General features: G+C 71.8%; 36 protein-coding genes. 19 read left to right on the forward strand and 17 right to left on the reverse strand.

Translation table 11 applies throughout. The features are described from left to right. Positions 1-49 precede the first annotated feature (49 nt). Together F8279_RS02955 and F8279_RS02960 are read right to left on the reverse strand one after the other, a co-directional pair. Positions 50-412 (reverse strand): nuclear transport factor 2 family protein, encoded by a 363-nt coding sequence (locus tag F8279_RS02955; RefSeq protein WP_091427316.1) that lies wholly within the window; start codon positions 410-412, stop codon positions 50-52. A 112-nt stretch (positions 413-524) separates the two neighbouring features. Continuing rightward, positions 525-1,118: an ABATE domain-containing protein gene (locus F8279_RS02960; RefSeq protein WP_192580608.1), complete on the reverse strand. Its 594-nt coding sequence runs from the start codon at positions 1,116-1,118 to the stop codon at positions 525-527. A 132-nt stretch (positions 1,119-1,250) separates the two neighbouring features. Between F8279_RS02960 and F8279_RS02965 the strand changes: the two genes are divergently transcribed. The 4 genes from F8279_RS02965 to F8279_RS02980 all read left to right on the forward strand — a co-directional run bounded on the left by F8279_RS02965 (position 1,251) and on the right by F8279_RS02980 (position 4,779). Further along, positions 1,251-2,450, forward strand: a complete 1,200-nt coding sequence (locus tag F8279_RS02965; RefSeq protein WP_192580609.1) for an MFS transporter — start codon at positions 1,251-1,253, stop codon at positions 2,448-2,450. Between the two features lie 154 nt (positions 2,451-2,604). Beyond that, a complete protein-coding gene (locus F8279_RS02970) occupies positions 2,605-3,444 on the forward strand; it encodes a helix-turn-helix domain-containing protein (RefSeq protein ID WP_225853099.1) in 840 nt (279 codons plus the stop codon). 66 nt (positions 3,445-3,510) lie between these two features. Further along, positions 3,511-4,122 carry a dihydrofolate reductase family protein gene (locus F8279_RS02975; RefSeq protein ID WP_091427310.1) on the forward strand — a complete coding sequence of 204 codons (612 nt, stop codon included), beginning with the start codon at positions 3,511-3,513 and terminating at the stop codon, positions 4,120-4,122. Positions 4,123-4,167: 45 nt separating this feature from the next. After that, positions 4,168-4,779 carry a DUF6000 family protein gene (locus F8279_RS02980; RefSeq protein WP_139135504.1) on the forward strand — a complete coding sequence of 204 codons (612 nt, stop codon included), beginning with the start codon at positions 4,168-4,170 and terminating at the stop codon, positions 4,777-4,779. Between the two features lie 27 nt (positions 4,780-4,806). Here F8279_RS02980 and F8279_RS02985 read toward each other — a convergent pair whose 3' ends face one another. Together F8279_RS02985 and F8279_RS02990 are read right to left on the reverse strand one after the other, a co-directional pair. After that, a complete protein-coding gene (locus F8279_RS02985) occupies positions 4,807-5,787 on the reverse strand; it encodes a hypothetical protein (protein WP_091427304.1) in 981 nt (326 codons plus the stop codon). Between the two features lie 85 nt (positions 5,788-5,872). Next, positions 5,873-6,361, reverse strand: coding sequence for a DinB family protein (locus tag F8279_RS02990; protein ID WP_151498991.1), 489 nt, complete (start codon positions 6,359-6,361; stop codon positions 5,873-5,875). Between the two features lie 341 nt (positions 6,362-6,702). On the opposite strand from F8279_RS02990, the gene F8279_RS02995 reads away from it, so the two are divergent. From F8279_RS02995 to F8279_RS03010, 4 genes are all read left to right on the forward strand, one after another. Beyond that, positions 6,703-7,455, forward strand: a complete 753-nt coding sequence (locus F8279_RS02995) for a GNAT family N-acetyltransferase (RefSeq protein ID WP_151498992.1) — start codon at positions 6,703-6,705, stop codon at positions 7,453-7,455. A gap of 166 nt (positions 7,456-7,621) precedes the next feature. Further along, positions 7,622-8,308, forward strand: a complete 687-nt coding sequence (locus tag F8279_RS03000; RefSeq protein WP_225853100.1) for a hypothetical protein — start codon at positions 7,622-7,624, stop codon at positions 8,306-8,308. A gap of 113 nt (positions 8,309-8,421) precedes the next feature. Then, entirely contained in the window at positions 8,422-9,165 is a 744-nt protein-coding gene (locus F8279_RS03005; protein WP_151498993.1) for an SDR family NAD(P)-dependent oxidoreductase, read from the forward strand. Positions 9,166-9,324: 159 nt separating this feature from the next. Beyond that, on the forward strand, positions 9,325-9,702 hold the full coding sequence (locus tag F8279_RS03010; RefSeq protein ID WP_175438892.1) for an MmcQ/YjbR family DNA-binding protein: 378 nt from the start codon (positions 9,325-9,327) through the stop codon (positions 9,700-9,702). A gap of 38 nt (positions 9,703-9,740) precedes the next feature. On the opposite strand, the gene F8279_RS03015 is transcribed toward F8279_RS03010, so the two are convergent. Together F8279_RS03015 and F8279_RS03020 are read right to left on the reverse strand one after the other, a co-directional pair. Next, entirely contained in the window at positions 9,741-10,238 is a 498-nt protein-coding gene (locus F8279_RS03015; RefSeq protein ID WP_151498994.1) for a DinB family protein, read from the reverse strand. Positions 10,239-10,334: 96 nt separating this feature from the next. After that, a complete protein-coding gene (locus F8279_RS03020; protein WP_151498995.1) occupies positions 10,335-10,739 on the reverse strand; it encodes a helix-turn-helix domain-containing protein in 405 nt (134 codons plus the stop codon). A gap of 78 nt (positions 10,740-10,817) precedes the next feature. Here F8279_RS03020 and F8279_RS03025 point away from each other — a divergent pair, with 78 nt between their 5' ends. Beyond that, positions 10,818-11,615, forward strand: a complete 798-nt coding sequence (locus F8279_RS03025) for an SDR family NAD(P)-dependent oxidoreductase (protein ID WP_225853101.1) — start codon at positions 10,818-10,820, stop codon at positions 11,613-11,615. Positions 11,616-11,641: 26 nt separating this feature from the next. Here the strand turns inward: F8279_RS03025 and F8279_RS03030 are convergent, their stop codons facing one another. After that, positions 11,642-12,109 carry an SAM-dependent methyltransferase gene (locus F8279_RS03030; RefSeq protein ID WP_091427292.1) on the reverse strand — a complete coding sequence of 156 codons (468 nt, stop codon included), beginning with the start codon at positions 12,107-12,109 and terminating at the stop codon, positions 11,642-11,644. A 29-nt stretch (positions 12,110-12,138) separates the two neighbouring features. Then, the gene (locus tag F8279_RS03035) at positions 12,139-12,516 is read right to left on the reverse strand and encodes a DUF4267 domain-containing protein (RefSeq protein ID WP_091427290.1); all 378 of its coding nucleotides are present in this window, start codon (positions 12,514-12,516) and stop codon (positions 12,139-12,141) included. A 105-nt stretch (positions 12,517-12,621) separates the two neighbouring features. Between F8279_RS03035 and F8279_RS03040 the strand changes: the two genes are divergently transcribed. From F8279_RS03040 to F8279_RS03055, 4 genes are all read left to right on the forward strand, one after another. Next, positions 12,622-13,212 carry a TetR/AcrR family transcriptional regulator gene (locus F8279_RS03040; protein WP_151498996.1) on the forward strand — a complete coding sequence of 197 codons (591 nt, stop codon included), beginning with the start codon at positions 12,622-12,624 and terminating at the stop codon, positions 13,210-13,212. Positions 13,213-13,222: 10 nt separating this feature from the next. Then, positions 13,223-14,080, forward strand: coding sequence for a PhzF family phenazine biosynthesis protein (locus F8279_RS03045; protein WP_151498997.1), 858 nt, complete (start codon positions 13,223-13,225; stop codon positions 14,078-14,080). Between the two features lie 133 nt (positions 14,081-14,213). Beyond that, positions 14,214-14,582, forward strand: coding sequence for a YciI family protein (locus tag F8279_RS03050; RefSeq protein WP_091427285.1), 369 nt, complete (start codon positions 14,214-14,216; stop codon positions 14,580-14,582). An 82-nt stretch (positions 14,583-14,664) separates the two neighbouring features. Continuing rightward, a complete protein-coding gene (locus F8279_RS03055; RefSeq protein ID WP_151498998.1) occupies positions 14,665-15,147 on the forward strand; it encodes a hypothetical protein in 483 nt (160 codons plus the stop codon). Positions 15,148-15,183: 36 nt separating this feature from the next. On the opposite strand, the gene F8279_RS03060 is transcribed toward F8279_RS03055, so the two are convergent. Next, entirely contained in the window at positions 15,184-15,588 is a 405-nt protein-coding gene (locus F8279_RS03060) for a nuclear transport factor 2 family protein (RefSeq protein WP_091427281.1), read from the reverse strand. A gap of 83 nt (positions 15,589-15,671) precedes the next feature. Between F8279_RS03060 and F8279_RS03065 the strand changes: the two genes are divergently transcribed. From F8279_RS03065 to F8279_RS03075, 3 genes are all read left to right on the forward strand, one after another. Then, positions 15,672-16,190, forward strand: a complete 519-nt coding sequence (locus F8279_RS03065) for a TetR/AcrR family transcriptional regulator (protein WP_225853102.1) — start codon at positions 15,672-15,674, stop codon at positions 16,188-16,190. 225 nt (positions 16,191-16,415) lie between these two features. Next, positions 16,416-17,147, forward strand: coding sequence for an alpha/beta hydrolase (locus F8279_RS03070; protein ID WP_151499000.1), 732 nt, complete (start codon positions 16,416-16,418; stop codon positions 17,145-17,147). 50 nt (positions 17,148-17,197) lie between these two features. Then, positions 17,198-17,596: a VOC family protein gene (locus F8279_RS03075; protein ID WP_151499001.1), complete on the forward strand. Its 399-nt coding sequence runs from the start codon at positions 17,198-17,200 to the stop codon at positions 17,594-17,596. A 22-nt stretch (positions 17,597-17,618) separates the two neighbouring features. Here the strand turns inward: F8279_RS03075 and F8279_RS03080 are convergent, their stop codons facing one another. After that, the gene (locus F8279_RS03080; protein WP_151499002.1) at positions 17,619-18,008 is read right to left on the reverse strand and encodes a VOC family protein; all 390 of its coding nucleotides are present in this window, start codon (positions 18,006-18,008) and stop codon (positions 17,619-17,621) included. Positions 18,009-18,012: 4 nt separating this feature from the next. Further along, positions 18,013-18,207: a DNA-binding protein gene (locus F8279_RS03085; RefSeq protein ID WP_151499003.1), complete on the reverse strand. Its 195-nt coding sequence runs from the start codon at positions 18,205-18,207 to the stop codon at positions 18,013-18,015. 200 nt (positions 18,208-18,407) lie between these two features. Between F8279_RS03085 and F8279_RS03090 the strand changes: the two genes are divergently transcribed. Then, the gene (locus tag F8279_RS03090) at positions 18,408-19,814 is read left to right on the forward strand and encodes an alpha/beta hydrolase (RefSeq protein ID WP_151499004.1); all 1,407 of its coding nucleotides are present in this window, start codon (positions 18,408-18,410) and stop codon (positions 19,812-19,814) included. A gap of 12 nt (positions 19,815-19,826) precedes the next feature. On the opposite strand, the gene F8279_RS03095 is transcribed toward F8279_RS03090, so the two are convergent. Genes F8279_RS03095 through F8279_RS03110 form a run of 4 tightly spaced genes read right to left on the reverse strand, consistent with a single transcriptional unit; the run spans position 19,827 to position 22,588 of the window. Beyond that, positions 19,827-20,894 (reverse strand): hypothetical protein, encoded by a 1,068-nt coding sequence (locus tag F8279_RS03095; protein WP_151499005.1) that lies wholly within the window; start codon positions 20,892-20,894, stop codon positions 19,827-19,829. Between the two features lie 33 nt (positions 20,895-20,927). Further along, complete coding sequence (locus F8279_RS03100) at positions 20,928-21,248, reverse strand: PadR family transcriptional regulator (RefSeq protein WP_151499042.1); 321 nt, start codon at positions 21,246-21,248, stop codon at positions 20,928-20,930. Between the two features lie 41 nt (positions 21,249-21,289). Beyond that, positions 21,290-21,787: a YcxB family protein gene (locus F8279_RS03105; RefSeq protein WP_151499006.1), complete on the reverse strand. Its 498-nt coding sequence runs from the start codon at positions 21,785-21,787 to the stop codon at positions 21,290-21,292. A 57-nt stretch (positions 21,788-21,844) separates the two neighbouring features. Further along, positions 21,845-22,588, reverse strand: coding sequence for a cyclopropane-fatty-acyl-phospholipid synthase family protein (locus F8279_RS03110; RefSeq protein ID WP_151499007.1), 744 nt, complete (start codon positions 22,586-22,588; stop codon positions 21,845-21,847). A gap of 92 nt (positions 22,589-22,680) precedes the next feature. On the opposite strand from F8279_RS03110, the gene F8279_RS03115 reads away from it, so the two are divergent. Continuing rightward, positions 22,681-23,184: a DUF402 domain-containing protein gene (locus F8279_RS03115; RefSeq protein ID WP_151499008.1), complete on the forward strand. Its 504-nt coding sequence runs from the start codon at positions 22,681-22,683 to the stop codon at positions 23,182-23,184. 47 nt (positions 23,185-23,231) lie between these two features. On the opposite strand, the gene F8279_RS03120 is transcribed toward F8279_RS03115, so the two are convergent. Next, positions 23,232-24,008, reverse strand: coding sequence for a hypothetical protein (locus F8279_RS03120; protein WP_225853103.1), 777 nt, complete (start codon positions 24,006-24,008; stop codon positions 23,232-23,234). 113 nt (positions 24,009-24,121) lie between these two features. On the opposite strand from F8279_RS03120, the gene F8279_RS03125 reads away from it, so the two are divergent. After that, on the forward strand, positions 24,122-24,586 hold the full coding sequence (locus F8279_RS03125; protein WP_151499009.1) for a MarR family winged helix-turn-helix transcriptional regulator: 465 nt from the start codon (positions 24,122-24,124) through the stop codon (positions 24,584-24,586). A gap of 14 nt (positions 24,587-24,600) precedes the next feature. Here F8279_RS03125 and F8279_RS03130 read toward each other — a convergent pair whose 3' ends face one another. Beyond that, positions 24,601-24,825: a hypothetical protein gene (locus F8279_RS03130; RefSeq protein WP_151499010.1), complete on the reverse strand. Its 225-nt coding sequence runs from the start codon at positions 24,823-24,825 to the stop codon at positions 24,601-24,603. Positions 24,826-24,950: the final 125 nt, after the last annotated feature.

Raw genomic sequence — 24,950 nt, forward strand, 5'->3', positions numbered from 1 at the left:
ACGAAACTCATCGCCGTTGCGACCCCTCAGGTCCTCCGAGGACGTGGCGTCACTCGCGGATCTCCATCTCTGCGACCAAGCCGTCGTCGAGGCGGTAGACGTGCGTGACGACGTGGTCGGCGATTTTCGCTCCAGCTTTGTCGTGGACGACCTGATGAACGGTGACGGCGATGCGGCCGTCGGCCTCCGTGCCGAACGCGGTCGGCGTGACGACGGGCTCGAGCTGGTCCCACTGCCGGCGCCAGTAGGCACTCACCTGGTCGCGGCCGCGAACGACACCTCCCTCCCAGCCGTTGGGCCACGAGACATCCGGCGTCATGGCGGCCAGCAGCGTGGGGATGTCACGCCTGTTGAACGCCGCGTAGAGGTTCGTGAGCAGGGCCTGGGAGGTAGGGCGTCCCGGTGAATCCACCGAGCCAGCATGGCCGGTGGACGAGGGCGCATGAAGACCTCTTCGCGGTCAGCAGAACGCGAGCAGCGCCGGACGGTAGGGGGAGCGGTGTCGTCGGCGTGGCCACGTGTGCTCACCGTCTTGTGCGGATGCGTCGTACCTCGACGTAGCGGCGGATCTTCTCTGCGGTTCCGCAGTCGTCCATGCTGCACCAACGACGGCTGCGGTTCTTGCTCTCGTCGATGAACAGGAAGCGGCAGCCCGCGCATCGCTTGAGCCGGTCGAGCGCACCCGTGGTGAGAAGCTGGACCGCCGCATGGACCACCGGACGTAAGGGCCGGGCAAGCGTGTGGTCGTCTCGCCAGGACCATGCGAATGTCTTCCCGCGCACGAGCTGTGCGTGGGCGAGCGCGTCGGCTTCGTCGTCGCGCAGCCGGGTCAGCGCCGCGACGCCGGGGTCCTCGCCGACGGCCAGTGGCCGGAACACCTCGTCCAGGTAGTCACGGGTGCGCAGTGCTTGTGCGAAGGCGGTGTCGGTGCTGTCCGGACTGCCGCGGGACAGCCGGCGCAACGCCGCCGCTTGCGTTTCGGTGAGGGTGCCCGCGTACACGCTCCAGGCGATCAGCTCGGTGTAACCGGTGAGCACGTCGTCGTCCGGAGGCCCGACGGGTGGGCCGGCGCGGGTGTTGAGGAAGTCCAGCGCGAGGTCGCCGCCGACCAGGCGCATCCGCGTAACCCCTGCTGTTTCCATCAAAGCCCACTTTACCAGTTGCCCCGCGACAGGAACGTTCCTAGAGTGTTTCCGTCATAGCCGGTTTAGGGGGTAACGATGGGTCAGGCGCATGCACACCGGCGGGCAGTGGGAGCGCTGATCGGCCTCGCCGGCGGAACGTTCCTCTACACCGCGGCCGAGGCGCTGCCGATCGGGCTGCTGTTGCCGATGGCCGTGGACCTGGCCGTGTCGCCGTCCCAAGTGGGCATGCTCGTCACCGTGTACGGCGCAGTGGTGATGGTCGCCTCGGTCCCGTTGACGGCGCTGGTGCGCAGAATCCCTCGCCGGCGGTTGCTGTCGGCGCTCCTGGCGGGCTTCGTCGTGAGCAACGCGATCACGGTGTTCGCGAGCACGTTCACCATGCTGATGGCAGCCAGGATCGCCACTGCGGCCACTCATGCGTTGTTCTGGGCGGTCGTTGTGCCGACCGCGGCTGAGCTGTTCCGGCCCGGGCTGCAAGGACGGGTGGTCGCGGTCGTGTTCGCCGGCGGCAACGTCGCTCTGGTCCTGGGCGTGCCCGCGGGCACCTGGCTGGGTGAACGTGCCGGCTGGCGGGCATCGTTCCTGGCGGTGGCCGGGCTCGGTGCGCTCGTCCTCGCCGTGGTGGCCTGGTTGCTGCCGTCGACGGGGCCGGCGCAGGAGCACGCCGGCCGGGGCAGAACCCCCGACTCCCGCCGATTCTGGCTCTTGGTCGTCGTGGCCGTCCTGTCGACCGCCGGTGCCATCGCCGCCTACACCTACATCGCCCTGTTCGTCACCGAGGTCACCGGATTGCCTGCCGCGTCGATCGCGACCATCCTGCTGGCGCGCGGCGTCGCCAGCGTCCTCGGCATCCTCGCCGCCGGACCGATCGTCGACCGCAGCCCGTGGTCCGCCCTGGTCGCGACGGTCGCACTGCAGTGCGTGGCGCTGCTCGGCCTGTACGCGTTCGGCCACCACCCGGCGGTCGCCGTCGTCCTGATCGCAATCGCCGGACTGGGGTTCGCCGCGTTCACCGCGGCGCTCGGCGGCCTCGTCCTCCAGGTAGCGCCCGGCCGCTCCGACATCGCCGCCGCGACGCTGTCCGCCGCCGTCAACGTCGGCATCACCGGCGGCGCCTTCTTCGGGGCCCTCATGCTGGAGAGCCACGGTGCCGCCAGCACGATGTTGATCGGCGCCCTGCTCGGCGCTGTCGCCCTAGCACTTGCCCTCGGCGAACGACTCATTCCGCCGCCGCACAACAAGGGCGGCGCGGCGACGCCCGCGTCCGTGGCCGCCGCGCCTCCCGACCCGCGTCCTGCCCAATAGGTGAGGACGTCAACTGATCGCGGGCGTGAGCGTGCCGGCAGCGCAAGCCACCCTTGCCGACCTGGTGATCGGTTCCGCCCGCGGCGCCGCCTTTCGCGAGTCGATCCCGGCGGGGCGCCGGCGGTGACGGCGGGGCGTCCGCGATGCTGTGGGCGTGGAGTACGTCTCCAGAGTGCCTCGACCGCCGCTGGACGGGCTCGTCGACGACCTCTACTACCTGGCGGGCACACCGCCGTACGCCCGGCTGACGCTGCCGCCGATGCCGGCTGCGCTGCTCGTCGTCAACCTCGGGGCGCCGTTCCGCATCCGCGGCGGCACCGACATCCAGACGGCCGAGTACGCCGACGGCTGCGTGATCACCACACCCACCCGCGCGTTCGAGTTCGGCTACCCACGCCCCACCCGGTCCGTCGGCGTGCACGTCAAGCCGTGGGGCCTGGCGCCGTTCCTGCCGATGCCCGCGGCCGAGTTGTGTGACCGGCCGGTGACACTGGAGCAGGTCTGGGGTCGGCCCGCAGTCGCCGAGCTGCGCGACCGGCTGGCCACGGCGGACGGACCGCACGAGATGCTGACGCTGCTCGAGGAGGAGCTGATGCGACGGCTGAGCGAAACCGCGGGCCTGAGGCTGATCCGCCATACGAGCGGTGTCATCGCGGCGACCAGCGGTGCGGTGGCGATCGGCGACCTGAGGACGGCAGCCGGCGTCAGCAGCACCCACCTGGCGCAGCGGTTCAAGGAGCTCGTCGGCGTCACGCCGAAGCGGATGGCCCGCACCTACCGCTTCGCGGCCGCCGTGTTCGCGATCGACCCCGCCGGCCCTGTCGACTGGGGCCGGCTCGCCAGTGGGGCGGGCTACTTCGACCAGGCCCACTTCGGCCACGAGTTCCGGGCGTTCACCGGGCTCACACCGACCCGGTACGTCGAGGTCCGGCGGCGGTTCCTGCGCGAACACCCCGGCCACGCGATGGACGGCTGGCCGCTGCCGGCCGATTGATTTCATACAAGAACGGCAGCTCACGGGACGCTAGCTTGGGGGCACCCAAGACAGAGGAGAGCCGGTGTGGGCACTGTGGTCCTGTACAGCTCGGTGTCGGTGGACGGCTTCGTCGCGGACGGGAACGACCAGCCCGGACCGCTGTTCGACTGGTTGACAAGCGGTGACGTCCCGTTGGACGACAGCGGCGCGTTGAAGGTGTCGCAGACGTCCTACGACTACATCCGGCCGTACTGGGACCGGATCGCTGTGACAGTCGTCGGCCGGCACGTCTTCGACCTGACCGACGGCTGGGACGGGACGCCGCCGAGCGGGATCGACCACGTGGTCGTCGTGACGCACCGGCCCGCGCCCGAGGGCTGGGACGCCGAGGCGCCGTTCCACTTCGTCGAGGGCGTCGAGGCAGCCGTGGCCAAGGCGCAGGAACTCGCGGGGGACCGCGTCGTCGAGGTCGCCGCCGGCGACGTCGGAGGCCAGGTGCTCGCCGCGGGCCTGGTCGACGAGGTACGCATGGACGTCGTACCCGTGGTGTTCGGGTCCGGGAAGCGCTACTTCGGCTCGGTCGACGCGCAGCATCTGCTGGAGGATCCGGACGTGGTGCTCCAGGGCGATCGGGTGCTGCACCTGCGCTACCGGGTGCGCCACGGTGTTCGCGCTGCGGGCGACAGATCCGGATGACCGTCGGGCTGCCGGGTAGTGTGTCGAGGCGGGGATGATGTCGGCGTGGACTATCCGCCGCCGCTACCGGATCCAGCCGACGGCACCATCCGCCGCTACGTCATCGTCGCGGCAGAGCCGGAAGGCCCTCGCTACCTGCATCTCCTTCACGGCGGAATCGGCCGGCCGGACGCGCAGCAGAACGTCCCGGTTGTGCAGGCCCTGCGCCAGGATTCTCGACGCATCAGCGATGAGGAACTTGTCTTCCTGCTCCAACCGGGCAGGATGCCGAACTGGCGATCGCGGTTGGTCGCCGCCTATCTCATCGGGATCGATAGACGTACCCGGTTCCGGGAGACCGTCGGCCACCTGCTCCTGTCGAGCGAGGTCTGCTTCAGCGGGCAGGCCTACTGTTTCGCCCTCGCCGCCTTCGGTGACCACCACGACGCCGAGATGCTGACCGCCTACCTCGACCGCTACCTGCCCAGACTCGACCTCCGCTACGACCAGCACTGGGCGCTGGGTGCCCTGCAGTACATCGACCTGCGACTCGGGACGAGCCACGCCGACCGCTACCTCGCCCCGGACGGCATGTGGGAACGCTGGGCCGGCGCTGTCTCCCACCCACCGGCCGTCGACAACTGCCGAGACCTGATCGTCAACCTGTGCGCCCTGTGAGCATGCGCGATGCCATGACCGACGCGGTCAGAGCAGTGCGAGTTGGCCCGGCATCGGCTCGTCGTCGAGGCGGGCGTCGAGCTGCCACAGCCGGAGCTGATCGTCCTCGTGATGACGGGTGAGCCATCGGCCTGGCTGGTACGACGGGTGGACAGCGCCGGATTCGTCCTGGTGCGGGTAGCGCACCTGGGATCGGCACCGGAGGCTGAGCGCCGACAGCAGTAGATGGCCCTCGGCGTCGTCCGGCAGGTCTGCGGCGTTCACGGCGACGAGGATCAGTCCCTCGCTCAGGAACACGGCACGGTCCACGTGTCGGCAGCCCGCGAGGCCTGACGGCGCGCCTGGCAGATCTTCGAGGTGTCGTGCCGTGATCACGGCGTCGGAGGCGACGTCGCGGACGGACAGGAACCCGTCGAGCGTCAGTGTCAGGTAGCGGCCGCCTGCCGGGCTGAAACCGGCAAGATCGCCACCGGCCAACGGTCGCAACACGATGTGCTCGGCGTCAAGCCTGATGAGCAAGGCGCGAACCTGGTCAGGATCGGCCAGCGTCAAGCCGGTCCAGACGCCTTCGGGTGTGTGCAGGAACCAGGCGGTCTCGGGACCGGGCAGCGGCACGCGACGGATCTCCGCGCCGCTCGCACCGTTGACGGCGACAAGTTCCTCGTTATCGGCCAGACGGATCCAGAGGACGCGGTCACCGTCGAGGTGGAAGTCGGCGCCTGCGCCCCCGCCGAGCCGACCCCAGCTGGTGCGCCATCGAACCACGCCGTCGTGGTCGAGCACGACGATCTGATGCTCGTCGCCCGCCGCGACGAGTCGACGGGTGGCGCTGACCTTCATCTGCGGGCCGTCGAGAGGCGCCGCAAGTCGCGCCACGCGACGTAGTTCGTGGTCGAACAGGTTCACAGCGGGACGGTCTTGTTCAGTGACCACCCAGCCGAGACCGGTTGCCTGCGCGACATGGCGAATGCCGGGAAGCCGCACCTGGTTGATCAAGCGGGGTCGCATCGCGGCAGCATAGAGCCACCTCGGCGAGCCCGTCGGGCCGCCTGCGCGGCCGCCCCTGCCGTATGGCGCATCCGTCGGACTCGGTTCAGCGTGGTCCGAGCCCGGTGCGCCCGTCGATCAGCTCGCGCACGGCGTCCAGGTGACCGGCGTGCCGAGCGGTCTCCTCGATGACGTGCAGAATGATCCGTCGCAGGTCGGTGGTCTGCGACGCCAGCGTCTCGTCGGGATGCCGGCCGGCGGGTGTCGCCGACAACGGGGCCGCGGCGATGATCACGTCGGAGATGTCGCACTGGTCGCGATAGAAGCCGAAGACCTGAGACGGCGATCGAGTCGTGCGGAGTGGTGTGTTCTCGTCCGGCCAGGGCAACGGCTCTACGGAACCGCGAAAGACCTCCTGGAACCAGTGGCGTTCCGCATGCCCGAGGTGCTCCACCAGCCCGAGCGGCGACCACCCGGAGGGCAGGACAGGCGCGCGCAACGAGGCCACGTCCAGACCCGCCAGGATGGCTCGGACGCTGACACGCTGGTATTCGAGGAACTCACACAGCGTGGCCTTCTCCAGATCGACCTTCATCACGCCCGCAGGCTAGCGGCCGGCACCGACAGTTCCGCTGCCCCTCACCTCAGTCGATCGACGAGCCGGCAAGCACACGCTCAGTCCGCTTACGTTCTCGACGCCCGGTCGTATGCGATTGACACGTCCAGGTCGGCAAGGGCAGGGTTGCGGTCGGCCACGCGCACCGCGTGGGCACTCTGCATGAGGGAATGACGCCTGTGATCCGGGTAGGCCGAGCGGCCGCCTGAGTGTCGACCACGCGACGGATGACCGTCGCGTGCCTGCGACACGGCGGGGCGGCCCGACGTTTTCCTCCGCCCGTCGCAGCTTCTCTCATGCATCGAGGTTTCCCGTTGAACATGGATGCCCGCATCCAACAGTCCGTCGTCGCCAACCTGTCGCGCCGGCCCGCGCCCGTCGAGGTGGGGCCGTTCGTGATCGGGCTGGACCCGACGACGACCAGCCCATACGTCAACTACGCCACGCCGCGTCCCGGCGCCGCCGTCACCGCGGCCGACGTCGCCGCCCTGGTCGCGGCGTTCCACGCCGCCGACCGCAAGCCCCGCCTGGAGTACGTCACCAGTTGCACCCCCGGCCTGGAGGCGCTGCTGAAGGCGGCAGGCTTCACTGTGGAAGCCCGGCACACCTACCTGGTCTGCGTACCGGGCACGCTGGCGTCTCCACCCGTGCCGCACCACCTGAGGCTGTGCGAACCGCGTGGTGATTCCCAGCGAGCCGCGCTGATCAGCGTGCAGAACGAGGCGTTCGGCGGCGATCCGGTCGCCTCCGGGGCCGACGTGGCTCGCCTGCGGCGCCAGCAGGACGCCGGCGGCGTGGTCGTCATGGCCGCCACCGAGGACGGTGGCTGCGCGGGCGGCGGCGGTGCGGCTGCGCCTGTCGGCGCGGTCAGCGAGGTGGCCGGCATCGCCGTTCGCGTGCCCTACCGCCGCCGGGGACTGGCGTCTGCGATCACCGCCGACGTCACCCGGCGGCTGTTCAGCGCCGGCACGGAGGTCGCCTGGCTGGAGGCCGGCGGCGAGGATTCGTGGCGGGTCTACGAGCGCGTCGGCTACCGGCCCGCCGGTCAGCGGCTCTACATCGCGATGAACTGAGCCCAGGCGAGGTGCCCGGGCTGAGGTTCGACGACCGAGGCCCGGGCCACGGCGGCAAGCCGACCTTCGGACCCTGCGCCGGTTTCTGCTCCCGATCGCGGCCACCGGGACCGGCCGGTACGGTGCGCCGTCGCGTCTCCCCGGTCACCGCGAAGATGTGCAGTTCGTGCTGCTCGGGCGGGTCGTGGCCGGTGCGTACCGAATCGTGGCGGCGGCCGGAGCGAACGGTGCCCCGCTGCGCGGCCGGCTCGGGAGCCCATATCGGCTGGCGGCCGCCGCGCGCTCCGGGTACACCTGGTCGGTGATCCTCATTCAGCGGGTCCGCGTCCGGTGGACCGCCGCCGCCCGCGGTGCGCCCGCGGCGAACGCCCGCCGCGGCCTCGTCCGGGCGATGCCGCCGCCCCGGTCGCTGCCGGACGCCGAGGTGGTCGTCCACGACGTGCTCGCCGACCAGGAGGCCGGCTACGAACACCGAGACGGGGTACGCGCCGGAGGCGTCGCGCTGGCCCGCGAGGTCGGACTGTGGCTCGGGCACGATCGGGTGTCGGTCGTCGTGGACCGGCTACCCGGGTCCGCGGCGTATCCGCGTGCGCCGGCCTCGGCGCGGCTGTTCACGCTCGCACCGGGGCAGGTCGGCCGCTACCGGGCCAACTTCCGGTTCACCGGATGCGCGTGCAACCCGAGCTGGTACTACGAGGAATGGCTGGTGCACGTGTGTCACGGCACGGGGGCGGCTTTCGGGTACGGCGAGCCGGACCGCGACGTCGACCACCGCGTCCGGCTGTACGGGGGTGCGATCGCGCGGCTGCGAGACCCTCCGGGTGACTCACCCCGCGCACGCCGGAGTGAGTGAGCGGTGATCAAGCGGTCCGCTGGTTCGGCCGCTCGCGACTTCCCTGCGGTGTCACGAACGCGGCGTCCGATCCCCGCCGGACAACCGGTCCATCTTTGACCAGGCTTTCCACCATGAACAACGCACTTGACGGCAAGGTAGCTCTGGTCACCGGTGGTGGCCGTGGCATCGGCGCGGCGGTGGCCCTGCGCCTGGCCGAGGACGGCGCCGATGTGGCGCTGACGTTCCAGCAGAATCAGCGTCGCGCCGACGACGTGGTGGAGCAGATCGAGGCTGTGGGACGGCGCGCGATCGCCGTGCGGGCCGACAGCGCCGATCCGGCAGCGGTGGTCGCGGCGGTGGACCGGGCAGCCGGTGAGCTGGGCCGGTTGGACATCCTGGTCAACAACGCGGGCGCGTTCCTGCTCGGGCCGCTGGAGCAGTTGAGTCTCGACGAGTTCGAGCAGACAGTCGCGGTGAACGTCCGGGCGCCGTTCGTCGCCTCGCAGGCAGCGGTGCGCCACATGTCCGCGGGCGGACGGATCGTCAACATCGGCAGCAACACGGCCGAGCGGGCGGTCTTCCCGGGCTTCTCGCTCTACGCGATGAGCAAGACCGCCCTGATCGGTCTGACCAAGGCGCTCGGGCGCGAACTCGGCGGTCGGGCGATCACGGTGAACCTGGTGAACCCCGGTGCCACGGACACCGAGCTGAACCCGGCCGACGGGCCGAACGCGGACACGATCAACGGGTTCACCGCCCTCGGCCACTACGCGCAGCCGGCCGACGTGGCCGCGGCGGTGGCGTTCCTGGCCGGCCCGGACGGGCGTTACGTCACGGGCGCGACGGTGAACGTCGACGGCGGATTCACCATCTGACCGGCTTCCTTCCTGGCACACGGCCGCGGCCCGTCCCCACCCGCTTCACCGGGGACGGGCCGCACCCCGTGCAGGCGCGAGTCAGGCACTGTCACCACCACCCACCAGGCGGCAGCTAGGCTGTGCCGGTGCGGAAGGCGGTGTACCGGGATGACCGCCATGGCTGACGCGGACGACGTCCGCCGGGTGGCGCTGTCGCTGCCGCACGTGGTCGAGATCGACAGTGACGGCTTCGACTTCCGGGTCGCCGGCAAGGGGTTCGTCTGGTCGTATCCCGAGCGCACGCCCGGCAGGCCGCGGCGCATCCGCACCGACATCGCCGTGCTGTACGTGGGCGACGAGGCGGAGAAGCAGGCGTTGCTCCTCGGCGAGCCCGACCTGTTCTTCACCACGCCCGCGTACGACGGGTCACCCCTGGTCATGCTGCGGCTGGCGCACGTCGGCGTCGAGCGCCTGACGGAACTGGTCACCGACGCGTGGCGGATGCGTGCCCCCGATTCGCTGATCGGTGACCCCGAGGAGGGCGCCGGCGCGTGACGTCGGCCGTCTCGACGACGGGCCACGCCGGCCGCTCGCTATCCGTCGAGGATCTGCTCCCGCAGGATGTCCGCGTGCCCGCAGTGCTGGGCGAGTTCGCGCAGGACGTGGAGATACACCCAGCGCAGCGGAAGCGGGCCCCGTCGGTGCCCGGTGAGGATGTCGTCCAGACCTCGCGTGGAGGTCGCCCGGCGTGACGCGTCGCGGGCGTCGCGGTAGGCCCGCCGGACGCCGGCGATCGTGTCGCCGTCGTCGAGGAGGAACGAGTCCTCCGACCGCTCGGGGATGCCGATCTCGGCACGCGACCGGCCCGTGACGGCCTCGTCGAACCAGACCTTCTCGACGAAGGTCGCGTGCTTCACCAGACCCAGCAGCGTGGTCCGGGAGGCCACCAGTGACCGGCGTGCCTGCTCCTCGGTCAGCCCGTCCAGGCAGCGGTCGAGCGCGTCGCGGTGTTCATCGAGAAACGCTTCGAACTGGGGCTGCGCCGGCTGCGCGACGACCTCGGCGGAGAAGGTGGGCGGGAAGGAAGGCATGGGCGAAGCATTCCAGATCGACGCCCGCCGCCCGGCGGACAGACGCCGGGCCGGTGTCGCGGGTGCCCCCGTGCGTCCGGACGAGCGCGGGGCGTCTCAAGCGGTCCGCTGACGTACCGCGACGATCTCGGCATGGTGAGCGACCGCCCATTCGGCCAGCGCGGAAAGCGGCTCCAGAAGGCTGACACCGAGTGGCGTCAGCCGGTACTCCACGCTCGGCGGCAACGTCGGAAACACCTCACGTTCGACCAGGCCGTCGCTCTCCAGCGCACGCAATGTCCGGGTGAGCATGCGCGGGCTGAGGCCCTCCACGGCCCGGTGCAACTCGTTGAACCGGTGCGGATGTCGGCCGAGCAGGGTGATCAGCAACAGCGTCCACTTGTCGCTCACCCGCCGCAGCACGTCGGTGACCGGACAGCGATCGTACTCGCCGACCGGAACCGGCATCGGTAGCCGATGATCGTGCAGCGAGGCACTCACACCGGTGTCACCTGTGGACATGGAAGTGCCTTCTTTCGCCTCCGCCGACCCGCTGCCCAGGATGAGGCAGGTCGATGAGCAAACGATAAGGGGGGCGACGTGGGCGTCGTGGTGGTCAGTGGCGGTACGAACGGGATGGGACGTGCGTTCGCCCTGGGGCGGGCCGAACGTGGCGACCGCGTCCTGGTGCTCGGCCGCAACCGTGAACGTGGCGAGGCGATGGCCGGCGGCCTGATCGCCTTCCTTCCGGTCGATCTGTCCAGCATGGCCGAGACGCGGCAGGCCATCGAGCACATCCTCGGCGAGCACCAGGTCGTGGACGCGTTGGCGCTGTTCGCCAATGCCGTGGCGCCGCGTCGCATCGTGACGGGGGAGGGACTGGAGCGCACGTTCGCGCTCTACTACGTCAGTCGCTACCTGCTCAGTTTCGGTCTGCGTCCGGCGCTGGACCGGGCGGCTGCGCCGGTGATCGTGAACGTCGCCGGTGTCGGAGTCACGAAAGGCGGGGTGAGATGGGCCGATCCACAGATGACGGCGGGCTGGTCGGCCGTCGCCGCGCAGTTGCAGGCCGGTAGGGCCAACGACCTGCTCGGCGTGGGCTTCGCCCGGCGGTCCGGTAGCCGTGCCCGATACGTGCTCTACCATCCCGGGTTCACCAGGAGCGGTGACCGTAGCGCGCTCCCGTTCGTGGTGCGGGGGCTGCTCGCGGTGGCGGCGGCGGTCGCAGCCCGGTCCGTCGCGGACGCGGTGGCGCCGATTCACCGGTTCCTGGACGCGCCGCCGACCACGCCGGTGACCGCCGTCGACCGGGGGAAGCCACTTCCGCTCGATTTCCCGACCCTCGACCCCCATGACGCCGAGCGGTTGATGGACCTCACGGAGAGGCTCCTGCGGTGAGCGCCTGCACGCGCGGCGCGCCGACGCTACGGCTGGAAGTACTCGGACATCATGTCGCCGACCCATTCCGGCTGCCGGACGTCGGCGGGGACGAACTCCTTCAGCACCGGCTTCAGGTCGATGACGGGCGTGCCTGACACCGCGTCGAGGCCCACCACCGTCAGCTCGCGGCCGTCGACGGACTCGATCCGGCAGCAGGTCACGCCGATGCGGTTCGGCCGGCGGGGGCCACGACCGGCGAACACGCCCATCGGCGGGAGGTCGGTCCGGCCCCGGTAGGGGCGGGGCTCCCGGAAGTCACCGCCGTCCGGGAACCGGTCGAAGACGAAGAAGACCTCCACGTGGGAGAACTCCTCCAGGCCCTGGAGGCACGCCTCGCCGAAGCGCTCGTCGACGACGATCGTGCTGCGGACGGCGCCCCAGTTGTCGCTGTGCTGGATGTCCGTCCGGTCGTTGCGGACGGTCCCGATGGAAGTGATCTCGAAGCTGCGCATGATCGGATTCTCCGTTCCGTGGTGGCCGGTCAGGCGGCGAGCAGGAGGGCGCTGATCACCAGCATCACCAGGGCGGTGGCGCCGTGAACGCCGTAGACGGCGGTCGCGGGGCCGTTGCTGCGGCGCACGATCAGCGCGTCTCCGACGGGTATGCCGGTGGCGGCGAGCATGAACCAGCCCAGCAGATGGGGTGTCGCGCCGGCCACCAGGATGAGGAGGAAGACGCCCGAGGCGATGTCGCGTACGGCCTTGACGGTCAGCCAGGCCCGGAAGGTGGGGTCCTCGGTCGGCGTGTCGGGAATGCCGAAGCCGGCGGCAGCCTGCGGCGCCCGGAAGGCGAGCAGTCCCATGAGGACGCAGCCTGCGCCGATCAGTCCGGCGAGCACCGTGGCGACTGTGGTGAGCATGGATGGCATCCCCTCGGTGACGGCGGCGGTCTGCTAGCGGCGCTAGCAGTGAGAGCGACGATAGATTGCCGTCGACAGGATGTCTAGCGCTGCTAGGATGCGGTCATGTCCGCAATCAGCGAGCGCCGCGAACGTGAACGGGCGCAGCGTCATCGACTGATCGTCGCCACCGCGCGCGAACTGGCCGAGACCGAGGGCTGGGAGGCGGTCACCACCAGGCGGCTGGCGGAGCGGGTCGAGTACAGCCAGCCTGTGCTCTACAGCCACTTCGACGGCAAGGACGCCATCGTCGCCGCCGTCGCCCTGGACGGGTTCACCGAACTCGCCGGCCATCTGAGCCGCGCACGGCAGGCCGCGCCCGATCCCGGGCAGTCCCTACGCGCCGTCTGCCACGCCTACCTGGACTTCGCGACCGAGCGACCGGCCCTGTACGACGCCATGTTCGTCCTGCCCACCGAGCTGCGGTTCGCCAGCGCCGAGACCCCGCCGCCGCTGCGAGCCTGCTTCGACCAGTTCGTCAGCTGCTTCGACCCCGGAGACGAGCGGCGGGAGTTGTCCGCGGAGGTCATCTGGAGCGCGCTGCACGGCATCACGGTGCTGTCCCGCAGTGGCCGCATCCCGGCGGGCGGGCAGGAGGAGCGACTCGACTTCCTCGTCGCCCGCTTCGGGACAGCCGAGGACGGGCCGCTGACCTAGGATCGTGATCATGGACGTTCTCCGATACGCGGCGTTCACCGCCGATCCCGCCGGTGGCAACCCGGCCGGTGTCGTCCTGGACGCCACCGGGGCGGGCGACGCGGAGATGCAGCAGGTGGCGGCGCAGGTCGGTTACTCCGAGACGGCGTTCCTCGTGCCCTCGGGCGGGGGTGGGCGGTTCACGGTGCGCTACTTCAGCCCGAAGGCGGAGGTGCCGTTCTGCGGCCACGCGACGATCGCGTCGGCAGTCGCCTACGCGGAGCGGCACGGCCCCGGTGTGCTGCACCTGGACACGCGCGCCGGTCTGGTCGAGGTTGCCACGAGCGTGCCGGCCGACGGCACCACGACCGCCACGCTGACCAGCGTCGCGCCGCGCACCGTACCTCTGCGCGCCGGCGACCTGGCGGCGCTGCTCGCCGCGCTGCGCTGGTCGCCGGACGATCTCGACGCGACGCTGCCGCCGCGTGTCGCGTACGCCGGGGCCTGGCATCCGATCGTGGCCGCCGCGACCCGGCAGCGCCTGGCGGACCTGGACTACGACATGGCGGCGCTGAGCGCGCTGATGGCCGAGCGGGACTGGACGACGATCGACCTGGTGCACCGGGAGTCTCCGCTGGTGTTCCACGCGCGCAACCCGTTCCCGCCCGGCGGCGTGGTCGAGGACGCCGCGACCGGGGCGGCGGCCGCCGCGTTCGGCGGTTACCTGCGCGAGCTGGGCCTGGTGCAGCCGCCCGCGACGGTCACCGTGCGGCAGGGCGAGGACCTGGGCCGTCCGAGCCTGCTCACGGTCGGCATCCCCGCCGGACCAGGCGCCGGGATCGCGGTGACCGGCACCGCCGTGCCCATCCCGGAGGAGGGCGTGCGGTGACGGGCAGCGGGCCACGCGCACATGACGAAGGCGTTCACCGACGCGGGCTGCCGCCTGTCGGATCCGCGGCGGCTCGTTCGTAGTACGGGTGAGAGGCGGCCGGACCGGGCCGCCCGGACAAGGGAGTCATGGCATGCCGCGGTACCTGATCTCGTTCAACGACGGCGCGATGGACCACATCCCCGCCGAGGAGATCCCCCAGGTGGGCAAGGACGCGCACGCGGTCATCCAGGAGGCCGTGAACGCGGGCGTGTTCGTGTACGGCACCGGGCTCGAACGCCAGCAGGCGAGCATCGTGGGTACGGACGGGGTGGTCACCGACGGGCCGTTCCCGGAGACCAAGGAGGTCATCGGCGGGTTCGTGGTCCTCGACGTGTCCTCACGCGACGAGGCGCTGAAGTGGGCCGCCAAGATCGCCGTCTCGTGCCGCTGCGCCCAGGAGGTCCGGGAGATCATGCCCGACCCCGAGACGGAGGCGATGCTCCGCGCGGCCGGTCGGTGACGGCTCCGACGTCGACGCGATGACGGGGTGGGCGTGGCACCCGGACGGCAGCCACGCCCACCATGATCGTTAGCCTCGTGCGGTGAAACGTGAACTCGCCGCACTGTCCCTGCTGTTCGTCTCCGCGTGTGCACCGGCGGAGCCCGCGCCGTCGTCGTCCGCCGCGCCGTCGTCGTCGTCCGCCGCGCCGTCGTCGTCCTCCGCCGCGGCGGCGTCGGCCGCTCCGCAGGCCGGCTCGACCGCGCCCGCGGACAAGGTCGCGACCGGGGCGTGCAACATGGTGGCCCGGGTGATCGAGCAGCAGGACGTCCGCTTCACCTCGAACTCGCCGATCGCCCTGCGGGCCCGCAGGGCGGCCGACCCGGGCGTCCGGGAGGCCGGCGAGCGACTGGCGGTGGTGACGAAGGAATCCGGAGACATGTTCGTCCGGAACGACCCCAACGAGGACACCGGCCCGGTCGACGCGCGCATGGCCGAGGCGCAGCGCGGGCTCCTCACCGCGTGTACGGCGCTGTTCGGCCCGCAGCCGTGGCCGTTCGCCCCGTCGCCGACGGCGACCAACTGAGCCGGGTGCTGCGCGGCGCTCCGTGGTGACGCGGGTTCAAGCCTGGCCGGCGGCCTGAGCGACGACGAGGGTGTGCTGGTATTCGCGCCAGTGGGCCAGCTTGCCGTGCCGGGTGCGCAACACCCCGATGAACGGCGCGGAGGCGGTCACCCCGGTCGTCGTGTGCGTGCCGACGAGTTCGTACTCCACCACTATCACCTCGGGATCGGCGGTCTGGTGTACGACCACGCCGCGGCAGTCGTCGAATCGCACCGGGAACGACGCCCGGCCCGCTTGCGTGAACTGGAGAACGGCTTGTTTTCCCTCGGTGCGCGTCGGATGGCCGGGTGCGGCGAAGGGCGTCTCGATCACCACGTCGTCAGCGAGCGAATCCGCCTCGAAGGTGGGAAGGTTCGCCAGCCACCGGGCGCACATGCCGTCGAAGATCTCCTGTGGTGTCATGCCGACCTCCGAGATAATGAGTGATGACTCGACTTGTCATCGAGAATAATGAGTGGAGGCTCATTTTGGTAGAGGGTCCGCCCTTGCGCGCCGACGCGCAGCGCAACCGGGCACGCATCCTGGACGCCGCCGAGGCGGTCTTCGCCGAGTTCGGCACACGCGCCTCCACCGAGGAGGTGGCCCGCCGGGCCGGCGTCGCCATCGGCACGGTCTTCCGTCATTTCCCCACCAAGGAGGACCTGCTCGTCGCGCTCATGAAGCGACTGCTCGCGCAGCTCGTCGAGGAGGCGGGAAGGCACGACCTCTTCGGGTTCTTCAGGCACACGGTGGCGCAGGCCGCCGCGAAGAAGACCGCTGTCGACCTGCTCGCCGGATCCGGCTTGGGCATCCGGCTTCCGGACGCGGTGGGCCACCTGGAGGAGGCGGTGGGCAGGCTGCTGGAACAGGCCCAGGCCGCCGGCGCCGTCGCCGACTCGGTACGGCTACCCGAGGTGATGGCGCTGCTCGCCGGCATGTGCCAGGGCGCCCTGCACGGTGGATGGGACGAGCACCTGCAGACCCGCACGCTCGCGGTCGTCTTCGCCGGCTTCGAGCACGGCTGACGATCCGGCGTGGAGCACCCGGCACCGGCAGGCCGCGGCCGCCACGGTGAACCGCGAAAACCGGTTGGCGGCCCCCGCGAGCGCTGTTAGCTTTCCGGTGGCCGTGCCGGAGGACGAGGGAGGTGGTACCCGTGACCGCAGTAACGACATGGGTGCTCCCCTCGGGGGTCACGGCCGGGCGATAGGTCGTCCGGGAGCGCCGTCGCACTCCCGAAAGGCACGACCATGCGATTCACCTCCGAACAGCGCCTCGCCGACGGCGTCCGCGAGCGCACGTTCACCCTCGGCGAGATCCCCGGCCTCCTGTGGACGCCCACATCCACGTCCGCGCCGGCCCCGCTGATCCTGCTCGGTCACCCGGGCGGCCTGCGCCGGATGTATCCGCGCCTGGTGGCCCGGGCGGAGGGCTGCGTCGCGCAGGGCTTCGCGGCCGCCACCATCGAGCTTCCCGGTAGCGGCGACCGGCCCGCGTCCGCCGCCGCCGAGCAGGCCCGCGCCGACCTGCGCCGCGCGCTGGCAGCCGGTGAGCCGGTAGCCGACGAGGTCGTCGACCGGCTCGTCCTGCCGCTGGTCGACAAGGCGGTCCCGGAGTGGCGGGCCGCGCTCGACGCCCTCCTCGCGCTGCCCGAGGTCGGAGGCCCGGTCGGGTACGCCGGCGGGGTGATCTCGATCGGCGTACGGCTGGCGTTGGTCGAACCGCGCATCGTGGCCGCGCTCCTGTTCGCCGGGAGCTTCGTGCCGCGCACCATCGTCGAGGAAGCGCGGCGGGTCACCATCCCGCTGCATGTCCTGCTGCAATGGGACGACGAGGGCAACGACCGGCAGATGGCGCTGGACCTGTTCGACGCCTTCGGCTCGGCGGAGAAGACGCTGCACGCCAACATGGGCGGGCACACGGGCGTACCGCATTTCGAGGGGGAGCCCGCGAACCGGTTCTTCGCCCGGCATCTGCGGTAGCGGCGCGCAAGCGCCTGACCCCGGCGGGGCTCGCCGATAGGGTGGGACGCATGGCGCCCGTCACCGGACTCGACCATGTCGTCATCGCCGTGTCCGACTGGCGGGCCGCCACCGGCTTCTATCGCGACGTCGTCGGCGCCGAGGTGATCGGCGTCGGCGGCGACCGCGTCGCCTTCCGGATCGGCCCCCAGCAGTTGAGCGTGCACGGGCCGGGTCTCGACCTCGGCGGCAACGTCGCCCGCGTCCCGGTCCGCCCGGGCAACAGCGACGTCTGCTTCGTCTGGGCGGGGCCGATCGAGGAGGCGGTGGCGCACCTGCTGCGGCACGGCGTCGAGGTGGAGACGGGACCGGTCCGGCGGGTGGGTGCCGGTGGCACTGGGACCAGCGTCTACTTCCGCGACCCGGACGGAAGCCTGCTGGAGTTCATCTCCTACCAGGAGACGCCGTAACGGTGGCCGGTCAGAGCGGGATTCACATCGGCCCGCCGACCGGCGACGCCCAGGTGGGGCGCCGGATCAGGCAGAACGGGTGGCCCGCGGGGTCGGCGTACACGTGGTCGCCCGGCAACCGCCGCGCGCCCAGCGCGAGTACCGCCGCACCCGCCGCGTCCTGGTCGTCGACCATCACGTCCAGGTGCATCTGCTGCGGCACCGCCGGATCCGGCCACGTCGGCGGCGTCAGCCCGGGGGCGCGCTGGAACGCGAGCCCGGACGCCGCCGTACTGGTCGACACGACGGCGAAGTCGTCGTCCGCGTACGTGATCGGGTCGCCGAGGACCGCGCTCCAGAACCGTGCCTCGGTCATCGGATCCGGGCAGTCGACGATCAGGTGGTGGAGCCTGCCGAGCGGCACCGCGATCACCTCGTCAGCTCAGCCGCAGGTCGTGCTCGTCGAGGGCGGCCTCGATGACGCCCAGCGCCTTCGGCCCCATGCCGTGCAGGCGGGCCAGCTCCGCGCGCGGCACCCCGGCGAGCCGGCGCAGCGTGGTGTAGCCGGCGGCGGTCAGCGCTCTCGTGGCCGGTGCGCTGATCTTCGGCAGGCGGTCCAGGGACGACGTCATCGCCCGATGCTAGACCGCTAGGACCAGGCCCGATGTCCCTCCGAGCGCCCGGCCGCCCCGGACGCGAACTCGTCGCCTTCATGTGGCCCTCAGGGCGGACTCGGGGAGAAGGCCCGATGGGCGTATCGGGGCGTTTCCGTATAGGACTCGGGTGGGACGCCGCTGAAGAATCGACGAGTATCCACACACCGGGAGGTGCCGTGTTCCGACGTACCGTGGCCGTCGCTCTGGCCGCGCTCACCGTCCTGGCGGGACTGCCCGGCGCGGCGCGCGCCGATGGTCCGCCGCAGCGGCTCGTCTGGGGCGAGTGCGCCGACGACCTGCCGAACGTCCCGCCGGACGAGCGCGTGCGATGCGCCCGGCTCCGCGTGCCGGTGGACTGGGCCCGGCCGAACGGCCCGACGTTCGAACTCGCCGTGGCACGTCGGCTCGCACGAGCGCCGGAGCGGCGGGTGGGCACGCTGGTCTTCGGGCCGGGCGGCCCCGGCGACTCGGGGGTGGAGCGCATCCGCAAGGGCGACCGGTTCAGCGGCGAGCTGCTGGACCGGTTCGACCTGGTCAGCTTCGACCCGCGCGCCGTGGCCCGCACCGCCGCGCCCGTCTGCACGCCGGATCCGGTGCTGCGCAAGCCGCCCGTCCCGCTGACCGGTCAGGCCGACTTCGACGCCGCGGTGGCCTACAACAGGGCCCTGTGGAGCAGGTGCCGCCCGACCAGCCCGGTGTTCGACCACGCCGACACGCTCAGCACCGTCCGTGACCTCGACGCGTTGCGGCGGGCGCTGGGGGAGCGGCGGCTGTCCTTCCACGGAAGCTCGTACGGCACACTGCTGGGCCAGCAGTACGCCGAGCGGTACCCCGGCCACGTGCGGGCCGTCGTGCTGGAAGGCGTGTTCGACCACAGTCTCGACGTGCGGTCCTTCGTGCGGACACAGGCCGCCGCGTTGCAGGACTCGTTCGACGAGTTCGTGTCCTGGTGCGACAGGTCGGCGGACTGTGTGCTCCACGAACGGGACGTGCGGTCGGTGTGGGCGCGGGTGCTGGCCCGCGCGGACCGTGGCGGGTACGCGCCCCGTACCGCCTTCGACGTCACCGCCGTGGCACTCGGCCTGCTCGCCGGCCCGCGCTGGCCGCAACTGGCCGCGACCGTGCGGGACATGGACGCCGGCACGCCGCCACCGGAGGTGAACCTCCCGCTCTCGGTCGCGGCGTTCTGCGCGGACCGGCCGGCGCGGGTGCGCGACTACACCGACTACGCCGGCCTGGTCCGGGACGCCGTGGCCGTCGCCCCGGACGTCCGGTACGGCGCCGGTCTGCTGGCCGTGCAGACCTGCCTGGGCTGGCCGTCCCCGGTCCGCAACCCGCCGCGCGCGCTGAACGTGCACACCCGCACGCCGCTGCTGCTGCTCAACGCGCGGCACGATCCGCGCACCGGCTACGCCTGGGCGGAGAACGTCGCCCGGCAGTTGGGCCGGCACGGACGTCTGGTCACCTACGAGGGCTGGGGCCACGGCACCTACCAGCGCACCGCCTGCACGGAGGCGGTGGTGGACAGGTACCTCGTCGACCTGACGGTGCCCGCCCCCGGCACGCGATGCCCGGCGAGCTGACCCGGCGCGCCGCTAGAGCACCGGTCCCGGGTCCGACGCGCCGGCGAACGTACGGGCCGCCGGGCGCCGGTGCGGCAGCGCCGCCAGGCCCAGCACGAGCAGCAGCAGGACTGTGCCGACCAGGAACGGCAGTGACAGGGCGGGCTGGCCGAGCCACTCCCACGGCACGTGCCAGCGCGGGTGCGGCTCGTCGAGGTGGTGCGTCAGCATCAGCGGCGCGCCGAGCAGGATCGGCGCGGCCCAGAACACCATCGCGACGCCGTACAGGATCTTCGCGGGCCCCTGCACCAGCGGGCGCCGTCCTTCGGTGCGCCGGCTGGCCCAGCCGAACAGCACCCAGCCGCCGGCAAGGCCCAGCACGAAGCCGAGCAGCCCGGCGGGGTAGGCGGTGCCGGGGGTGGCGCGACTGAGGGTGACGTTCGTCGAGCCGTCGGCGGTGAGTTCCACGGCGAGGATGTGGTCGCCGCGTTCGGCGTACACGGTGATGTCGGAGGGGATGGACGCCGGGTCGCATTGCGGGGTGTCGGGCACGCAGTCGTAGGCGTTGGCGTAGAAGGGCTCGTGGCGCTTCCACCCGGCGGCGTCCAGGCGTTTCCGCAGGTCGGTGAGGCCGCCGGCCGGCGTCTGGTCGAACGACGCGGTCAGCTCCGCCAGTGCGTACTCGCCGCCGTCGCCGAGCAGCAGCTCGGACAGGAGATCCTCGCCGAGCGGGTGCCCGTAGATGAGGAACACGGCGGGCGGGTCGTCCTGGTCGATGTGGCCGGCCTGCCGGTCCGGATAGAGCTGGCCGACCACGGCGGCCAGGTCCCGGTGGTCGAGCGGACGGGAGCCGAGCCAGGCGAGCCAGGTGCCGAACGACGCGGCGAACAAACCGCAGACCACCGCGAAGACCGACGCCCAGGCCACGACGGTACGGCTCGCCGGTCGTCCCAGCCGGGCGCGCAGACCATGGCGTACGAGATTCGCCGCCATCCGGCTGCGCCGGTGGGCCGGGCCGACGTCCCGTACCGTCTCCAGGATCTCGGCCCCGCGCGTGCGGCGGTAGTCACGGGGGTAGGCCAGCAGCAGCCAGCGGTGCACGGGTTTCTCCCTACGAGGCCGTGACGGTGGGGGTCAGGCGGTGCGGGGCCGCAGGGCGCGCAGCCGGGTCTCGGCGGCGGACGCGAGCTGCCGCAGCCGCTCGGTCTGGCGTGCCAGCTCGGCCTGCCCGTCGGCGCGCAGCCGGTAGTAGCGGCGCAGCCTGCCGTCGACCACCTCTTCGTGGCTGGGTTCGACGAGGCCCTGCGCGACCAGGCGGTCCAGGGCGGCGTAGAGCGTGCCCGGCAGCAGGTTGACGCGACCGCCGGACAGGCCGGCGACGTCCTGGATGATCCCGTAGCCGTGGCGCGGCTCGTCGGCCAACGCGGTCAGGATCAGGAAGGTCGCCTCGCGCATCTCACTCACCGAGGCAACATATACAGTCAATCAATACATCGTCAACGGTCGTCGAGCAGTTGCCGCTCCGCCAGGAAGGCGCGCAGCGTCCCGGCTTCCTCGGCGGACATCAGCCAGCGGGGGATCACAGTGGCCGGCATCCGTCCCACGTACACGATCCAGAAGTCCGTGGTCTCGGTGACCCGCGTGACGCCGTCCCAGGCGATGCCGCCGGACTCCGAGCCGCTGCGCATCATGATGTTGCGGTCGTCGATGTCGTAGCCGCCCTCGACGGCGTAGCCGCCGGAGCGGCGCCGGGCCCGCCACCGCACCCACGGCGCGTACAGCATCGACAGCACGCCGGCCACGACGAGCGCGGTCCACAGCGACGCGAAGCGGTCACCCCGCTCCGACGCCTGCGAGGCGACCCACCCGATCACACCGATCGCGGCGAGGCCCGCGCCGATGTAGCCGAACCGGCGCAGCCGCGCGGCGGCCAGCGCGGCGGCCACACGGGCCGGATAGGCGGGGTCGGCCGGTACGGCGAAACGGATCTGCACGCCCGAACGATAGTGCCCCGCCCGCCTGTCCCGGACTGGACCCGCGTGGCGCGCCGATCAGATCCGGCGCAGCACCAGCGTCACGAACCCCAGCACGCCGCGGTATCCCCGCAGCCACTGGTCGCGGTGCTCCCGGGCGGCGGCCAGCGCGCCGGAGGCATCCGGGTGACCCGGGTTGTCCAGCGCCCACTCGGTCAGCGAACCGGTCCACGACCACTCGTAGTCGTCCCACTCGGCGGCGTCGCTGACGTGCGCGTACACCGGGGTCCAGCCGGCCTGCTCCGCGGCCGTGACCAGACCGGCGAGGTCGGTGTGGTCCTCGGGCTTCGCGCCCAGCGCCGCGAGTGCCTCCGGCGTCGGCGGCACCTGCCAGAAGCCGTCGCCCACCATCAGGATGCCGTCGGCGTTCACGTGCCGGCCGGCCAGTTCCAGCGTCCCGCCGAACCCGTCGAACGCGTGCGTCGACCCGACGCAGAGCACCAGGTCGTAGTCGCCGTCCGGCACGTACGACCGGGCGTCGCGTTCGTGCAGCGTGAGCCGGTCGGCGAGGCCGCGCACGGCGGCGGCATCGGTGGCGCGTTCGAGCGCGTGCGGGTTGAGGTCCACGCCGTCGGCGTGCCCGTCCGGGTGGTGCGCGAGTGCCTGCAACGCCCAGGCGGCCTCGCCGCAGCCCAGGTCGAGGATCCGGGCCGCCGGCCGGCGACCGGCCCGGCGCAGCAGCCGGTTGACGTTGACGCCGGAGAGCGGGGCCGCGATCGGGTGGTGCGAGTGCGCGATGCTGCTCAGCCGTTGACGGTCCATCGTCGCAGTCAACACGAGGGCGCCCCGCCCGCGCACCCCGGTTGCCGTGGCGGGGGAAGCCGGGCTGCCCGGCGTGCCCCTAGGGTGACGGCATGGGCGGGAGCGGAGAGATCGTGCGTCTGCAGAAGATCAAACGCCCTGGTGGGGTGTTCTGGTTCGACCTTCGTCAGGTCGGGCAGGACGACGACGGGACGTGGCTGCACGGGCCCGTGGGTTCACCATGGGGCGCTCCGCACGAGTGCGGCGTCCTGGCCGTACCGGTCGTGGTGTTGCTCTCGGCAGGCCGTCCGTGGGCGACATGGTGGGTCGGCGACCCCGCCGACGAACGGATCGAGATCGACGTCTGCCTCCCGCCCGAGGTCGTCGGCACCGGCTGGCGGTACGTCGATCTGGAACTGGACCCGGTGCGCCACGAGCGCGACGGCCGGGTCGAGATCGAGGACTGGGACGAATACGACGAGGCGTGCCGCGACGGCTGGATGACAGCGGACGAGGCGGATCTCGCACGGACCACCGCGGAGCGCTGCGCGGAGGACCTCCGTCGCGGGCAGCCGTTGCTGTCGCGCGGATGGCAGCGTCTTCGGCGGCCGGACTGACACCGGGCGCCGCCTCTCGACGTTCCCGTCCACAGTGACGGCGACAATCAGGTGCGGCAGATGACCGTCGCGTCGTCGGTGGCCACGCCCTCGCGTGCCTCCGCCTCGCGCACCCGGCGGACCACCTCGGCAGGGCCGTCGGTCTCCAGCAGGCGCAGCAGCCCCGGCCAGCCGGTCAGGCCGAACGTGTCGACGAGGCGGCTCGCGCCGTTGCTGAGCAGCGCCGCCGTGCGTACGTCGTCGGCCGGGCACTCGCCGGTGACGGCCTCGTCCACCACCCGGGGGTCGTCCTTGGCGACCCAGAACCCGCCGGGACTATTCCGCCGGGCCCGCAACTCCATGAACAGCCGCCGGTACTCGTCGCCGCCCTCGGGCACGTCCCTCAGCCGCTCCTCGAAGGACCGGGCGATCACCACCTCCCGCGGATCGTGGGCGACGACGGGCTCGCCCACCGCCCGGCCGACCACCACGACCGCGTCGCCGAGGACCAGGTGCTCGACGGTCCCGCCGGAGAACCGGAGCATCGCCACTGCGGCGAACGGGCTGATCGGGTGGGTGACGTCGCAGGTGTCGCGGTGCTGGTCGGTGACCCGCTCGATGCCCTCGGCCAGCACGCCGCGCAGGCTCCGATCCTCGGACAGCGCCCCGAGCAGCGCGCCGCCGAGCCGGGTCGCGTACCAGGCGATGCCGTGGTGGCAGACCTCGCCCGCGCCGGAGATGCCACCGGCGCCGTCGACCAGCACCATGCCGCAGGGGACGGCGCCGGCGAAATCCTCATTGGTACGGCCGGGATGCCCCGCGTCGGTCGCCATCGCTACCCGCATGCGCCCCATCATGCCTGCGTCGGCGGCCATGCGGTGCCCCGCGAGGCTTGACCTCAAGCGCGGTTGAGGTTCTAGCGTCGTGCTCACCCGACCACTGCCGGAGGTAGACCACCATGACGACGCCGCACCTGTCCGACGCCGAACTCGCGGGCCAGCCGGCCGCCTACTGGACGGGCGTCGCGTACGAGTCGCTGATCGCCTTCACCCGCGCCCGGCAGGCCGAACACGGCTTCACCCAGCCCCAGTTCTGGCTCCTGCGCAACCTTTCCCCGAACGACCTGCTGCCCGGCGGCGGCGGGCTGACCGTCCCCGAGCTGCGGCAGGCGATGGCCTCGTATCTGCGGGCCGAGGACGACCTGGACGCCGAGGCGGAGGTGCTGCGCGAACGCGGCTGGCTCAGCCGCGACGTCGACGGCCGGCTGCGGATCACCGAGGCGGGGGAGGCCGCCCGGGTCCGCCTCAAGCAGCACGCGCCGGCGATCCGCGCCCGCATCCACGAGGGCGTCGACGACGCGGACTACGTCACGACGCTCAAGGTGCTCCGGCAGATGATCCGCAACACCGGCGGCACCGGGTAGCGAACCGGCCCGACTCAGGACGCCCGTAGCCGCCGGACGGCCAGGCGCACTCCCTGATGGAGCAGCACGCCGGCGCCGGTGTTGACGACCGCGAGCACCGCCGCGCCGAGCAGTCCGGTGCCGACGGCCATCACGTCGGCCGCGACCAGCACGGCCGGCCAGGCCAGCGCGGCGGCGACGAGCGACGACCGCCACCAGCGCCCGAGGAGAACCCCGAACAGGATCAGCACCGGGATCATCGCGGGCGACCTCCCACCGTCGGCTCGTTCGAGCGTACGCCCAGCTCACCCTGCTCATCGGCCGGTCGTGGCCCGGGCCGCGGCGAATCGGCCGTGCGGCCGCACCCGGGCGTTCAGGATGAGGT

It is taken from the genome of Micromonospora sp. AMSO1212t (assembly GCF_008868145.1).
GTDB classification, from domain to species: domain Bacteria; phylum Actinomycetota; class Actinomycetes; order Mycobacteriales; family Micromonosporaceae; genus Micromonospora; species Micromonospora tulbaghiae.

What these genes read in the sequence shown, in the direction of transcription:
- F8279_RS03010 (WP_175438892.1), top strand. Translation starts at nt 9,325, where the DNA reads ATGGCTGACGCGGACGACGTCCGCCGGGTGGCGCTGTCGCTGCCGCAC.
- F8279_RS03085 (WP_151499003.1), bottom strand. Translation starts at nt 18,207, where the DNA reads ATGACGTCGTCCCTGGACCGCCTGCCGAAGATCAGCGCACCGGCCACG.
- F8279_RS03040 (WP_151498996.1), top strand. Translation starts at nt 12,622, where the DNA reads ATGTCCGCAATCAGCGAGCGCCGCGAACGTGAACGGGCGCAGCGTCAT.
- F8279_RS03075 (WP_151499001.1), top strand. Translation starts at nt 17,198, where the DNA reads ATGGCGCCCGTCACCGGACTCGACCATGTCGTCATCGCCGTGTCCGAC.
- F8279_RS03125 (WP_151499009.1), top strand. Translation starts at nt 24,122, where the DNA reads ATGACGACGCCGCACCTGTCCGACGCCGAACTCGCGGGCCAGCCGGCC.
- F8279_RS02995 (WP_151498992.1), top strand. Translation starts at nt 6,703, where the DNA reads ATGGATGCCCGCATCCAACAGTCCGTCGTCGCCAACCTGTCGCGCCGG.
- F8279_RS02985 (WP_091427304.1), bottom strand. Translation starts at nt 5,787, where the DNA reads ATGCGACCCCGCTTGATCAACCAGGTGCGGCTTCCCGGCATTCGCCAT.
- F8279_RS03050 (WP_091427285.1), top strand. Translation starts at nt 14,214, where the DNA reads ATGCCGCGGTACCTGATCTCGTTCAACGACGGCGCGATGGACCACATC.
- F8279_RS03030 (WP_091427292.1), bottom strand. Translation starts at nt 12,109, where the DNA reads ATGCGCAGCTTCGAGATCACTTCCATCGGGACCGTCCGCAACGACCGG.
- F8279_RS02990 (WP_151498991.1), bottom strand. Translation starts at nt 6,361, where the DNA reads ATGAAGGTCGATCTGGAGAAGGCCACGCTGTGTGAGTTCCTCGAATAC.
- F8279_RS03130 (WP_151499010.1), bottom strand. Translation starts at nt 24,825, where the DNA reads ATGATCCCGGTGCTGATCCTGTTCGGGGTTCTCCTCGGGCGCTGGTGG.
- F8279_RS03060 (WP_091427281.1), bottom strand. Translation starts at nt 15,588, where the DNA reads ATGACACCACAGGAGATCTTCGACGGCATGTGCGCCCGGTGGCTGGCG.
- F8279_RS03005 (WP_151498993.1), top strand. Translation starts at nt 8,422, where the DNA reads ATGAACAACGCACTTGACGGCAAGGTAGCTCTGGTCACCGGTGGTGGC.
- F8279_RS03015 (WP_151498994.1), bottom strand. Translation starts at nt 10,238, where the DNA reads ATGCCTTCCTTCCCGCCCACCTTCTCCGCCGAGGTCGTCGCGCAGCCG.
- F8279_RS03115 (WP_151499008.1), top strand. Translation starts at nt 22,681, where the DNA reads ATGGGCGGGAGCGGAGAGATCGTGCGTCTGCAGAAGATCAAACGCCCT.
- F8279_RS03110 (WP_151499007.1), bottom strand. Translation starts at nt 22,588, where the DNA reads ATGGACCGTCAACGGCTGAGCAGCATCGCGCACTCGCACCACCCGATC.
- F8279_RS03120 (WP_225853103.1), bottom strand. Translation starts at nt 24,008, where the DNA reads ATGCGGGTAGCGATGGCGACCGACGCGGGGCATCCCGGCCGTACCAAT.
- F8279_RS03020 (WP_151498995.1), bottom strand. Translation starts at nt 10,739, where the DNA reads ATGTCCACAGGTGACACCGGTGTGAGTGCCTCGCTGCACGATCATCGG.
- F8279_RS03045 (WP_151498997.1), top strand. Translation starts at nt 13,223, where the DNA reads ATGGACGTTCTCCGATACGCGGCGTTCACCGCCGATCCCGCCGGTGGC.
- F8279_RS03100 (WP_151499042.1), bottom strand. Translation starts at nt 21,248, where the DNA reads ATGCGCGAGGCGACCTTCCTGATCCTGACCGCGTTGGCCGACGAGCCG.
- F8279_RS03070 (WP_151499000.1), top strand. Translation starts at nt 16,416, where the DNA reads ATGCGATTCACCTCCGAACAGCGCCTCGCCGACGGCGTCCGCGAGCGC.
- F8279_RS02960 (WP_192580608.1), bottom strand. Translation starts at nt 1,118, where the DNA reads ATGCGCCTGGTCGGCGGCGACCTCGCGCTGGACTTCCTCAACACCCGC.
- F8279_RS03035 (WP_091427290.1), bottom strand. Translation starts at nt 12,516, where the DNA reads ATGCTCACCACAGTCGCCACGGTGCTCGCCGGACTGATCGGCGCAGGC.